At 31.1% G+C, this 13,479-nt stretch carries 12 protein-coding genes; 1 reads left to right on the top strand and 11 read right to left on the bottom strand.

What is annotated here, in order from left to right; all coding sequences use genetic code 11:
* The 6 genes from KO504_RS07185 to KO504_RS07160 form a co-directional block, all read right to left on the bottom strand.
* On the bottom strand, positions 1-1,158 hold the full coding sequence (locus KO504_RS07185; RefSeq protein ID WP_215925654.1) for a serine hydrolase: 1,158 nt from the start codon (positions 1,156-1,158) through the stop codon (positions 1-3).
* Between the two features lie 161 nt (positions 1,159-1,319).
* On the bottom strand, positions 1,320-3,533 hold the full coding sequence (locus KO504_RS07180) for a CocE/NonD family hydrolase (RefSeq protein WP_215925653.1): 2,214 nt from the start codon (positions 3,531-3,533) through the stop codon (positions 1,320-1,322).
* A gap of 32 nt (positions 3,534-3,565) precedes the next feature.
* Positions 3,566-4,186: a hypothetical protein gene (locus KO504_RS07175; protein WP_215925652.1), complete on the bottom strand. Its 621-nt coding sequence runs from the start codon at positions 4,184-4,186 to the stop codon at positions 3,566-3,568.
* Positions 4,187-4,305: 119 nt separating this feature from the next.
* Positions 4,306-5,028, bottom strand: coding sequence for a LytR/AlgR family response regulator transcription factor (locus KO504_RS07170; RefSeq protein ID WP_215925651.1), 723 nt, complete (start codon positions 5,026-5,028; stop codon positions 4,306-4,308).
* A complete protein-coding gene (locus KO504_RS07165) occupies positions 5,015-6,100 on the bottom strand; it encodes a sensor histidine kinase (protein ID WP_215925650.1) in 1,086 nt (361 codons plus the stop codon). Before KO504_RS07165 ends, KO504_RS07170 begins: the two co-directional genes overlap by 14 nt.
* Before the next feature lie 266 nt (positions 6,101-6,366).
* Complete coding sequence (locus KO504_RS07160) at positions 6,367-7,074, bottom strand: CPBP family intramembrane glutamic endopeptidase (protein WP_215925649.1); 708 nt, start codon at positions 7,072-7,074, stop codon at positions 6,367-6,369.
* A gap of 76 nt (positions 7,075-7,150) precedes the next feature.
* Here KO504_RS07160 and KO504_RS07155 point away from each other — a divergent pair, with 76 nt between their 5' ends.
* A complete protein-coding gene (locus tag KO504_RS07155) occupies positions 7,151-7,780 on the top strand; it encodes a TetR/AcrR family transcriptional regulator (RefSeq protein WP_044634113.1) in 630 nt (209 codons plus the stop codon).
* A gap of 238 nt (positions 7,781-8,018) precedes the next feature.
* Here KO504_RS07155 and KO504_RS07150 read toward each other — a convergent pair whose 3' ends face one another.
* The 5 genes from KO504_RS07150 to KO504_RS07130 all read right to left on the bottom strand — a co-directional run bounded on the left by KO504_RS07150 (position 8,019) and on the right by KO504_RS07130 (position 13,258).
* Complete coding sequence (locus KO504_RS07150) at positions 8,019-8,918, bottom strand: MBL fold metallo-hydrolase (protein ID WP_215925648.1); 900 nt, start codon at positions 8,916-8,918, stop codon at positions 8,019-8,021.
* A 216-nt stretch (positions 8,919-9,134) separates the two neighbouring features.
* Positions 9,135-9,989, bottom strand: a complete 855-nt coding sequence (locus KO504_RS07145; protein WP_252723638.1) for a CPBP family intramembrane glutamic endopeptidase — start codon at positions 9,987-9,989, stop codon at positions 9,135-9,137.
* Positions 9,990-10,207: 218 nt separating this feature from the next.
* Positions 10,208-11,635 (bottom strand): serine hydrolase, encoded by a 1,428-nt coding sequence (locus KO504_RS07140; RefSeq protein WP_215925647.1) that lies wholly within the window; start codon positions 11,633-11,635, stop codon positions 10,208-10,210.
* An 86-nt stretch (positions 11,636-11,721) separates the two neighbouring features.
* The gene (locus KO504_RS07135) at positions 11,722-12,549 is read right to left on the bottom strand and encodes an alpha/beta hydrolase (protein ID WP_215925646.1); all 828 of its coding nucleotides are present in this window, start codon (positions 12,547-12,549) and stop codon (positions 11,722-11,724) included.
* 133 nt (positions 12,550-12,682) lie between these two features.
* Positions 12,683-13,258 carry a hypothetical protein gene (locus KO504_RS07130; protein ID WP_215925645.1) on the bottom strand — a complete coding sequence of 192 codons (576 nt, stop codon included), beginning with the start codon at positions 13,256-13,258 and terminating at the stop codon, positions 12,683-12,685.
* Between the last annotated feature and the right edge of the window lie 221 nt (positions 13,259-13,479).

The following is a 13,479-nucleotide window of genomic DNA, read 5'->3' as shown; positions in this document are numbered from 1 at the left end:
CTAATTCTTTTTTGCGATAATTTTACGACCAGATTGATTCATCGTTAAGCTAATAACATTATTCGCTTCATTTTTATTAAACGTGATTTCTGCATCTACAATTTTTACAAAAAAATGATTTTGAGTTTCAGCAAATAATTCAACCTTTTTAGTTTGACCTGGAGCTAATAAGTATAATTGATTTGTGTTATCCAATCCTATAGTAAGGTTTACATTTGGTTTAACCTCATAAGTACCTGTATAGTCACTTAATATTTCAGAAGGTACATTAATTGATTTTCTCTCAGGTTGATTATGCTTAGCCTCTGTTATTTTATCATCTGGTATACTTACAAATAATTCAGCAACTTGTTTCGCCACGTTATTTACATTCTTACAATTACAGTTGGTTAATGCAGTTATATACAGTTTCTCTTTAGGTAAAAACAGCGCAATACTGGTAAACCCCTTCGTACTTCCTGTGTGGGCAATTACAGGAGAATTCCCCAATTTCGAAAATCGAAAACCATATCCATAAGGTACTCTTTTCCCACTGTTTAATGAGGTTGGTGTCATAGCTTGTTTTATACTAGAAGCTTTTAAAAGTGTGTTTGAAAGTAATGCGTTTTGCCATTTTAAAAGATCCTCTGTGGTATAGCCGGCATTGCTGTATTTAAAACGCTCTCCTGGTTTAAACTCCAAAGGTTCATCTTTAAAATATGCAATAAGTTCTGTAGGTGACATATTAGTTTTAGAAATAAAACCCTTGTCACCAACAGGTGTTCTGTTTTTTATTCCCGAAGTATGATTCAATAGATTGTGAATGGTAATATCTTTTCCAATCTCGACATATTCAGGAATGTATTTTCCAATATTATCCTCAATATTCAGTTTGCCTTGCTCTGCTAGCATTAAAATTGAAACTGCGGTAAATTGTTTTGTAATTGAACCAATCTGAAATACACTACTCTTTTGTAAAGGTGTATTTAATTCTAAATTAGCTTTTCCAAAAGATTTACTATAAATAGATGCTCCTTCTTTTGCTACCAGAATTGAAATACCAGGTTCGTTTTGATTGTAACTTATAGCAACTATGGAATCTATTTTTGATTCATAGCTCTGACTAACGCTAAAATATGTAATGAAAAGAAAAGTGAGTGTTGTAAAAAAATTATTCATTGATTTGTTTTTAATGTTCATGGGACAAAATTAAATACAAACCTTACTGGCACTTGCGCCAAGCTTATGACATCTTTATGACATCTGCGCTTATTCCTTTAAATAAAGGCACATTTAAACTTTATTTTACTTAAGAGATGAGATTCTAACAGTTATTGAAATCAGTTCCAAATTGGCAAAGAAATACTGCTGTTTCCTGTAAAAATTATCTCTAATGGAATTTCAGCATCTTTAATACTTTCTTTATTAACATCCTTTCCAGTACCATAATTAATTTGAGCATTATTGTTTTTATTGACATTAACCACCACTACAATGCGACTCCCTTTTTCTAATTTTTTACTGATTAGTTTTGAATTGTCGAAAGATATTTGCGTCTTTCGATTCGGTGTCAATAAATTTCTGTGTTCTCTATCTTTAGCATAACTCGCTCTGCCAATATAATAGCTTAAATGAAAGTATTTATCTTCTGGTGTTAATTGGTATACGATCACAGAATAATCGACATCTTTTTTATTGATACTAAATTCAAGGTTTCCCAAGAAAGAACCGTTAATAATAACATCATTCTTTAGTACTTCAGATTTAAAAATCAATCCATCTTTTAAATTGATATTCTCCTTTTCTAAAGGCCAAGGATAATAGTCTGTGTTGGTCATATTTTTTCGATCTTTAAAATCAACAGACATTTGAATCTCTGAATTAGTTGGTTTTGATTTTAAGGCATAAAAATCGTTGATTTTATCAGCGCTTAAATGAAAGGTTAAGGTATCATTGGTCATGGCATTTAAACTTGGTTTATGCATCCATGTATTGGTACCCATGACTTGGAAGTTGACTTTATCTTTTAAAATACTCGGTTTTGCTTTTCCGTTCAAAATGTAATCAAACCATTGGTAAATTAGTTCTTCTTCGATGTTTATCAAAGCAGCTTTATCTAATTTGTAATTTCTTAGACTTTCTTCTGGTTTCGTTTGTGCAGCCCAATGATCATAGGGCCCAACTAACAAATAATGATTTGGATTTTTTGCATATTTATGATGTTCATTGTAATAATATATGGCTCCTCTTTGTGAGTCATCATAATACCCTGTAATGGTTAAAACAGGAATGTCAATTTTTGCAAATTCTTGTTGGTATGGTATCATTTTTTTCCAGAAGTCGTCATAACTAGGATGTTGCATATACCTATTCCATAATGTATTTACCCGACCATCTAAACTATCTAATTTGTTAAACGCTACTCCTGTTTTGTACCAGGTGTTTTTTAAAGAATTCCAACGCTTAAAATCATTTGAAGCTTCAAAATCTAAAAACTTGTTATTGGTTACATAAAAATTCCAGGAATACGAATAATTGTGTAGGACATTATTTTCCATTGGGTAATCAATACCTGGTGCAATAGCAACCATAGGAACAATGGTTTTTAATGCAGGATGCACGTTGTGTTTCATAGAAGCCCATTGTGTAAAACCATTGTAACTACCTCCAAACATGGCTACTTTTTGATTAGACCAAGATTGTTTACTAATCCAATCAATGACTTCATACACATCAGTATGTTCATATTCAAGTGGTTTTATGTCGCTATTACTCAATCTCTTTCCTCTTGTATTGGCAATCACGCCTATATAGCCTTTAGATGCTGATAACATCGCACCAACTTCATTAGTTCCTGCGTAAACAGAAGACACTAATATGGCAGATTTTTTAGCTGTTGCATGTCCTTTTCGCTGTATTAATACTATGGAAACTTCGGCACCATCTTTCATAGGGATTACAATACTATCATTTATTATATACCTACGATTATGGTCTTGTTTAATTTCATCAAAATAAATAGCTCTAGTTGATGAAAATACAGTGCTTAAAAAATATTTTTTTACTAAATCCGTAGCTGTTGCCTGTGTTATTTTTTCTGATTTAATAGTATTATATGTATTATAAAAATTGTCAACATAATAATCTGTAGGATCTCTAACTATCAAGGCTTTATCTAAATTAAGAACTTGTATGTCATCAGAATTCTTTACGTATTTGTTGTAAGATTTTTTAAACGCGTCTTTGAAGTTCGTAGATAGCTTTGCCTCTACATAATGGATGTATACATCTAAATACTGCCTTTGATCTATTGGTGTTTCTGCTACTCTTTTTTTTATTGAAGCTAATGCGTCTTCATATTCACCTCTTATTAACTGGAACTTAAACAGGTCTAATTCTGATAAATTTTGAGTATCACAGATTGCGGCTAATTGCTGCATTTGGTTTTCAAGCGCTATTGAATCTGATAGTTTCACCTTTTTAAATGGCAATTCTTGTGCAAAAGAAGTGCTACTAATTGCAATTAGAAATAATAAAAGGACTGACTTTTTCATTGTTTTACGTTTGAAAATTGATAAAGAACTAACTATTTTCTATTTGGGTTTATGTAATGGATTAACTCTTCATTGTACAAAAAGCCGTCTTGGGTTTGCGTCATTTTAATAAAGTTTTTTAGTTCTGGTGCATACAACCAAACTTCATCTGTTTGTGCGTTGTATCCTCTAGAATTTGAAACCGTTCCCTTGTATTCTATGGTATACGCCATAAAGGTTCCAGCGTCTACTGTTTCTTCTTTGTAGGATAACACTTTTGCATCTTGACTTTGTGTTCCTGTGGTACCATCTTGACTTGTCCATTTTTTTTCATATCGCCACGTTTTACCAACCTCTAAAGGCCATTTGTATCTTGGTGTTTCGCTTTCTTCTGGCTTTACAATGTCCGAAACTGGAATCGTATCTTTTGCAATGACCATACCTAAGCCGTCAGCTATATGTACTATTTCTCTTGTATCTTTGCCTTCTGAACGCACTTCGCCTTCAGTGGTTACGCCTTTATATTTCCAAGTCCATGTTTCACCAACGGCATAATCGCTTAACGTTGGTTGTTCTGCTAATGAATCAGTGTTTTCACTACAAGACATCAACAATGAAATCATAACTAAATACACGATTTTTACTATTCCGAATGCAACTTTTAAATACTTCATAATAAGAGTTTTAAATTAATGATAGTACAAAGTAAAGGTGAGAATTTTTATCAAAAAAGGAAAAATACATGAGCGTAAATAAAAGTCAATGAACGTTAGAAAACTCAGCGATTTTCTCTTTATAAACTATTCCAGTTTTTAAACTTAACGGACTGCCTGCTAGACACTTCTACTTTTTCACCAGTGATTAATATAATTTGTAATTTATTATTAAAGTATGGGTGAATCTCTTTGATGTAATGTATGTTAATCATTTGACTTCGATTCACACGGAAAAAGACTTTAGGGTCTAATTTTTCTGCTAATAAATTTAAAGAACGCTTTATCATTGCTTTATCCGAACCAAAATAAAGACGTGCATAATTTTCTAAAGATTCAATAAAATGAATCTCTGTGAGTGGAATAAAATGACATTTTTCACCATCTTTTATAAATATCTTTTGATGCATCGGTAATGTTGTAGGTTCTAATTTTACCCTATTAGAAAGTTCTTCCTTTACCTTTTCAATAGTTTTAGAAAAACGTTCATCTCTTAAAGGTTTTACCAAATAGTCTAAAGCGTTCATCTCAAACGCTTTTACAGCATATTGGTCATAGGCCGTTGTAAAAACGACGTCAGGTACATTTGTTAGTTCTTCCAGTAAATCAAATCCAGATTTTCCAGGCATATGAATATCTAAAAACAATAGGTCTGGTTGTAAATCTTCAATTAAAGTTATGGCTTCATCTACATGACTAGCCTCGCCTATAATTTCAAACTCATTATGTTTTTCTAATGCACGTTTTACTTCTTCTCTTGCTAAACGTTCATCATCAATGATTATGGTTTTAAATCTTTTCATCGTTTATATGCATTGGAATTATGAGTTCTGCGCAGACATGGTTAAGTTCAGTCGCTGTTAAACTAAAACCAGCCTTACCTTTATATTGAATTTCTAAGCGTTTTTTTAAATTTTCGAGACCTAATCCAACACTTTTATTTTCACTAAGTACACCAGGATTCTCAACCGTAATATGAATATGACTATCCTTCTTTTTAATTTTTAAGTTAATAACGCCACCATCAACTTTTAAATCGATGCCATGTTTAATGGCGTTTTCTATCAATAACTGAATACTTAACGCTGGAATCTTATAATTAATAACGTCTTCTTCAATATTAGTTTTCAGTTGAAGTCGTTCTTCAAAACGCATCTTTTCTAATTCAATGTAATCATAAACTAAAGCCAATTCATTTTTAATCCTAATTAGATCTTTGTCTTTTTCATATAATGATGACCGCAATAAATCTGATAATAAATCAATAGCTCTTCTGGCAACGTTTGGGTTTTCAATAACTAGTGATTTAATCGAATTTAAAGAGTTGAATAAGAAATGAGGATTCAATTGCGCTGATAAATTATCTAACTGGGCTTGTTTTGCGATTAAGGAAAGTTGCGCATTCTCTCTTGCCGTAACCACTTCTTTTTGATAGTAATGATACAAGTGATATGCCAATATCCAAATAGACATTAGTCGCAGTCCTGTCAGTAAAATTGGATCCCAGTACATGATGGCTTCAAAGAAATTTTTATCCTCACCTGCAATAAAAGTCCAATACGTATACCATTTTAAGTTGTTTATTAACACGTATAGAAGCGCTAACAAAAGTATACTTGGAATAACACGAATAAATAACTTTTTAATTGGCAACTGACTCCAGTTAGCTTTTAATGCATATATTCTATACATATGTGTTAAGAAAATTCCAATTGCCACATCTAAAACATAATTTGAAAATGTATAGAAAATACCATAATTATCTCTGTTATATACTGTGTATGCCCAATAAGTTGATACCAAGCACCAGCCCATCAATTGGCAAAGCCAATACAAACGGGTTTTTGATATTTTCTTGGTATAACTTAAACTCATATGAATAACAAAGCAACGTATTTTCTTTAAAAATAGAAAAAAGAAATACATGAGCGCGAATAAGAAGCGATAAGCGTTTGTTATTTATTTTAGGAATTTAGGCTATGGAATATTTAAGGCTTGGATTAATTGCTAAAAAAAATACAGATTTAAGACAAGAGAATTTATGACTTAAATATTGTCTTTCTTCATGATAGTCTCAGCAGAGGATTGCTTTTTTTTATATACATCTTTGTTGGCTGTAGGTTTTATACAATTCTTTATCTCTAACTTATAACGCCATTATTAAAATATAATCCAATAAGACTAAGAGAGTTAATAATTCCATGTGCAATTATTATAGGAAAAAGTTTTCGCTTAATTGTAAAATAGACTGAACCAAATATAAGGGCAATACAACCAGTGGCAATAACACCTGCTAATCCTTGGTAAATGTGTAACATTCCAAATATTACAGCATGTATAATTAATGCTATAATTATTCCCAATGTATTATTTCCAGTACAATCAACCAATCTATTTAGTAAATATCCACGAAATAACAATTCTTCACCTAAGGCTGCACCAAACCAAACAACTGTAATTAGGTAACCTATAAACACAAGAGGTTTACCCATAAAAAAAGCAAATCTATCAGCTGCACCTGCTGGGTTCGTTAGACCAAAACTTTCCAATATTGGTTTTACAATTAGTCCCATAATTGAAAAAACTAGTATTACAGTGCCAAGTGCTATCAATATATTAATCATCCAATTTTTTGTACCTTTTGGAATCTTAGGCCCAAACTCTTTCCAGTTTATTTTTTTTTGTTTCATGAAAATCGTACTAACTATAATACCACACCAAATTGCTATTGAGCCAGCACCAATTACGTCGAAATAATCCGCAAGGTGTTTTATGCTCAATATAGTTAGGAATACAATTGTTATTTCTACAAGTATTTTAATATTAAAGGATTTCTTTTGTGGTTCCATATCATTCATCTAATTGTTTTTATGTAATTTTAGGACAAATTTACTAATAATAATTTAAATTAGGACAAGTTTACTAATGAAATCAACAAAAGAAAAAATATTGGATAATTCAAGGCACTTATTTAATGAGCAATCTTATAGTTCAGTAACTATTAGAATGATTGCAAAAACATTAAAGATGAGTTCAGGGAATTTAAATTATCATTTTAAAAAACGTGAAGAAATTTTGGAGGCTTTATATTTTGAAATGACAAAAGAATTTGACTATAGACTCTCAAGTTTCTCTGAGATGGAAGTTTCTATAAATCAAATAAAAATTGAAATTAAGTTAACCATGAAGCGAATGATTGATTATCAATTTTTCTGGACAGACTTATACAATATATTAAATTTAAATGATAATATTAAAACTCATTTTCATAAAATATATGATTCAAGATATGAGAGTTATATCTTTTTATTTACTCAATTAAAAAAGAATAAATTAATGAAAGTATCTATACTGGATTGGGAATGCCAAAATCTTGCCGAACAAATGATTCTTTATAGTAATACTTGGTTGTATTCTACCGTATTATATGGAGGGAAAATTAATGAGAGTGTAATAGAAAAAAAAGCAAATACTTTATTAAGTATACTTTATCCTTATCTTACTGTAAAAGGAAAGAAAGAATTTTATGAAATTATAGATTCTAATGAAAGATAAATCTGTTTTTTCCAAATATGCTTTAACTTTAACTATGTAACTAATTAGTTGTAAGATGTATATATATTTGTTGGCAGAAGTTGTTGTTTTATTTCCTTAGTTTTTTTATTACCTCCGCGCTTACCCAAAGTATATCTACATTTTCAAAATCGTCTGTACCTACATTTCTGCTAAAGAAAAGGTATTTACCGTCTATTGATATACCTACGCAAACTGCACACTGTTAGTGTCAGTATTTTTAATTGACTGGATATATTATAAAGCTATCATGTATTTGTTTTGTCGGTGTATCTCCCAATTTTGTTAGAGCATTTGAAAGTTCTTTTAATGTGAGCACACTTAACGGAAGTTGGTGTTCTTTAGGCTGGTAGATACTTCCCATGGGATAATCAACTCCAGCTGTTTGAGTCATTTCAATGTGATTTCCAAGTATGGTTGAAACTTCATTAATGTCGGTGAATTTTACAAGTCTTTCAATACTCATTTTAAAAGCAATCCAATCATTTATGTATAGTCTACCAGGATAAAAAGTGTCTCCAGTCAAGAGAATTTTCGTCGAAGTATCATAAACCGCAATTGAAGACGCTTGGTGTCCAGGAATTGGTATTATTTTCATCATGCGATTTCCTAAATCATAATCTACAACTTCTTCAGGCCAGTTTGCTATCTTAAAAAAATCTTGTACATCGTTAACCTCAAGACCGATTACAGAAGTGTTTGGTTTTCCTTTGAATTGTCCATCGCCAGCATAATGGTCTCCATGCTTATGCGTATGAGCAACAATTAATTCAACTTCTCCATTCTTTTTAGACCAATCGTTAATAATTTTATTTATAGTTTTATAAAGCGGAAAAATATCATCTTCTTGAGTAGCTCCAGTATCCATTAATAGCGCTTTGTTCTCACCAAAAAACAAAAACATAAAAGGCGCTTCATAATTTGTACACTTGTTTTGACGTAAAATATAAGTATGGCTATTGTACTTAACGACCTGAATTGGTGGGTCCATATTATCTTCACAGTTTTCAGAACCATGAATCCAATTTTGAACCTTTAAATCAACAGTGTCTTCGATTGATGGTTGGCATGACAAAATCAAAGTTAGTATTGATAGTAAGATTGTGATTTTTGTTTTCATATGTTGATCTATAATGGCTTTAATGTGATTGTATAAGATTCGTTGCGTGTTTAATCACCTGATTTAACAAACAAATCATAGATAGACACGAGCTTTGCGAACTGTGCGCAGCAAAAGTCAGCGAGGACTTTCGTAAGTAGGCTATAACCAGCAATGACAAGAGCTTAGCGAACTGGCGAAGCAATTATACACGGTATTAGCCGCTGTGTTTTTTAGTTATAATTTTTCTTTAATTGCTTTTCTCCAAAAGTAAATTCCAAAAACACAAGTCACAATTGCAAACATAATTCCGTTTTCGCCAAGCCAATGTTCCGTTCCTTCATTTTTAATGGTTAATTCAGGTAATATTTTTTGAATATATACATTGCTTACGGCGTGAAAAATTACTGCTGGCCATAGACTTTTAGATTTAAATGTGTAATACGTCATAATAAAAGACATAGAAATAATTACGATGAAGAATGTTATAAATTCCAATAATACATTATTACTATAGTAAACAAGCAGCGGCCAGTGCCAAGCAGCCCAAATAAATCCACTAAAAATAGATACACCAGTAAAGGAAAGTACCTTTCTCAATTCATAGATAAAAAAACCTCTCCACCCAATTTCTTCTCCTAAAGTTGTTGCTGAGGCTCTTATTACTTCTACAGTACCTATTAAAATAATGGCTATTATTGTTATTGCCGTTGGATTTAATGATCCTATTCCAAATAAACCAAGTTCTTTTCCCCAGTCTATAATGACTTCTTCATTGGCTAAACTTCCAAATCCGAAACTCCAGACTAGTATATAAGTGATTACCCCATATAAGGCAGGAATGAAATAAGACAATCGGATATATTTCCAATTTCCCCAATTCCAATTTAAAGATGAAATTTTACGCCCTTTTATTTTTAAGGTAATAAATGCGGCAATTGCAGGACACCACATGATTGCTCCAACATATATTCGTGATGGATATAAATTAACTATGGCATAATGGAAAGGTGAAGTAAGCGCAAATACGAGAGCCAGAAATAGAAAGATCGTATTCCAAGTTTTTTTTTGTTCTGTTAAATTTTCTTGCATTTTAATTTTCTGATTGGTTGTTAATGGAAGACGATGAGTCCGTAGTTTTGTTACATTGCGCTTAATGTGATTGTATAAGATTCATTATGTGTTTAAGCACCTGATTTAACAAATAAATCACAGATAGACACGAGCTTTGCGAACTGTGCGCAGCAAAAGTCAGCGAGGACTTTCGTAAATTGGCTAATACAAGCAAATAATTTTATACGTTGTTGCCATTAGTTTGTTTTTACATTTATTTTTTCAATTCTGTTTATCATTTCTTCTGCATTTGTATTTTCAGGATTGTGTTCTAAAGATTTTTGATAGCTTATTTTTGATAATTCAAATTGGTCATTTAAGAAATAACTTTCGCCCATACTATCAAATGCATTTGATGAATTTGGGAATTCTGAGATAAGTAATCTAAAAATGCTAATAGCCTCTTCTATTTGACCTTTCTTAATCAAATCATAGCCAAGTTGATTTAATTCATTTTCATCCGAAAAATTATATTCAGAAAAATTTTGTTTTTTTAAGTTTTTATAAAGCTCAATTCCCTCATTAGCATTATCATAACATTTTTCTCTAATTGCGAAATAAATAGACTTCTGTGGTATTGAAAAGGGATTGCCTTTTAAAATATTTTCGACTGCATCAGTTATTTCTCGAAGCTTGCGGTTTTTATTATTTGTCATTAAAACGATTGATAAATCTTCTTTCACATTATAATGGATAAAAGATTCATAATTGAAAGATGATCCATGATGTTGATGAATTAGCAAAGTGTCATTCTCAATGACCCCAATTCCTAAAGCAGAAGAACTCTCCTTAGAATGCGAATCAAATAAAGTAATTAACGATTTATTAGATATAAACTGTCCTGAATGTAAGTTGATTATCCATTTATACATATCATTTGCAGTAGGGTTTACCCAGCCAGAGAATTCGATATCCATTGCTCTATCATTTACAAAAGTATTATTAAATGCGGTTACTAATTCAGGGTTTTGAGTATCCGCGTCAATAATAGCATTTGTCATACCGCCAGGAATAAGTAGGTTTTTTTGAATGAAATCATTAAAACTCATTCCAGATACTTGTTCAACAATTCTTCTTTGCAGAAAAATATTATTGTTGCTGTACAAGTAATCTGTACCAGGTTCAAAATTTAGACGTTTAATATTCTTTATATCATTATAGATGTCTTGGTCATTCTTAATATTGTTCCAGTTGATTCTTGGCAGTCCACTTGTATATTGAAGTAGATGCCTAATGCTAATGGTATTTGACCATTCTGGTAATTGCAATTCAAAATTTGAGATTTTATCATCCAGATTAAGTAACCCTCTTTCATTTAAAATCATTATCGCAACAGCGTTGAATTCTTTTGCTATAGAACCAATGTTAAATATTGAGTTTCTACTAAGTTTTTTTGATCTAGAGGCATCTGAATATCCAAATTCATTTTGATATATAATATTATTGCCCTGTGCCACAAGGATGTTCCCATTGAACAATCCACGTTTATATGACACCTCCATCAATGTGTCTATTTGGTTTATTGTTGTTTCAGACAAATACTTTACCGTCGGATTGTTTTTATTTTGACAGTTTGTGAAAACGATTATTGATGTCAGAAAAAAGAGCGTTTTTATTCTATTCATTTTTGAAATTTTACTGAAAGACTATAAATTAATTAAACTGTTGCAGTTTTTAATTAATGTATTTGTTGATATTACCAGTTTCGAAATCATTCCTCTTTATTAATATATTTTAACCCTTCGTATAAAGCTACTAATGGTACAGAGCGATGGTTTTCTTTTTCAAAATATTCTATTTCGATATTTAGAGGTTTATCCGATTTCTTTGTTATTAAAGTATAAAGAGAGTCGTGTCTTTGTTTATTCCTTTCGTAATTAGCCTCCCCTTGATTGGCAGTAGCGATATAAAGTTTTTTATCTAATGATATTGAGGAAATAGAATCAACTTTGTTTTTCATCATCTCCTCATTCCACCAAATACTTGGGTCTATAGAAATGTAAGCATTGAATACGCTATTTTCATCCATATAGGAATTTAGTGTAAGTAGTCCTCCTAAAGAGTGCCCAACAAGATTTCTAAACGGTTCTGTCTTATACTTTTTATCAATATAAGGTACTAGTTCTTTCTCAATGAAATTCAAAAAAATCCTTCCACCTCCCATATTATTCGGTCGTTTGGTTTTAATTTTTGTAACTGTAAAATCTCGTTCTCGGTCAACATTCTCTATGGCTATAATAATACTTTCAGGCATTAAATTGTTTCGATTCCTATTAGAACTCATAAAATGTACTATTCCAGATGCTGTTTTAAAATGAGTATATCCATCCAATAATATGATAATTGGATATTTTTTACCAACTTCAGATGAATTATTGTATGAATCAGGAAGACTTATTAAACAGGTTCTTTCTTCATCTAAAATATTAGATTTAATAACGAACTTACTTCCTACTATAATATCTGTTTCATTCTGTCCAAATATGGTTTGTACTCCTGAAAGAAGAATATATAAAATTACAAATGTCAAATTTTTCATAGTTTGCTTTATATGTTTGGTAACGGTTATGTATAAGATCAGTTGCGTGGTTTAAGCAACTAATTTCGCAAATAAATTACAGGTAGAAAGTCCGCGAGGACTTTCGTAAATAGGCTAAAACAAGCAATTAATTTTATACGGTGTCAGCAGTTTTTTTTCTGTTTAATACTTTAATTCCAAGTGTTATTAAGATTATTATTAATGCAATAAAAAATATACTTGTTGAAATGCTTTTTATAACTGAAAATATGCTAATCGTTTCTACTGAAATCTCTGTCAAATCAGGATAGCTTTTTAACATTGTGATAATCCCGATATTTTCCAAATAATCTGCAATTCCGGCAATAATAGGTATTACGCAGAGATAAATATATGGGGAATTTAATTTGTTTAATTTTTTCAAGAAATAACCCAAAAGCAGACAGTAAGAAAGTCCAAATAGCAGTGGGTAAATCATATCAACAGGTATTTGATTGGTCAGATACGTCAAACGGCCATTTTCTTCAAGCGAAATGAATAATTCATTGACATAATTCAAATCATATCCTGTGGGCATCATATCCAATAATTTCATTCCGTTAGAGAATTCCATTGTTTTGGGAATGGTGACAGTGAGCATAAAGGTGTAAACCAGATTGGTCAAGATAAAAAGTCCTAAAACCTTTTTGCCCGAAATATTCTTTTCTATGAATTTTCTTAATCGTTTCATTTTTTTCTCAAATAAGTGCGAACGGTAAGTTGCATGAGTAGTGGTAGATTACGTGGTAGTTTCCTAATAATACTTCTACTTCTACTTTGGTATTACTTAAACCCGCATTATGAATTAGAAAATCTATTACGAACCAAAAATACTGCAAATCAGCCACTTCGTTTCGTTATTTTCTCTAACCATAGCGATGCTATGCTTTTCAAATCTAACATCCTGATTTA

Origin of the sequence: Winogradskyella psychrotolerans (assembly GCF_018860565.1) — a bacterium.
Lineage (GTDB): Bacteria > Bacteroidota > Bacteroidia > Flavobacteriales > Flavobacteriaceae > Winogradskyella > Winogradskyella damuponensis.
Note: the sequence above shows the minus strand (reverse complement) of the source record. Positions and strands in the feature narration are given on the sequence as shown.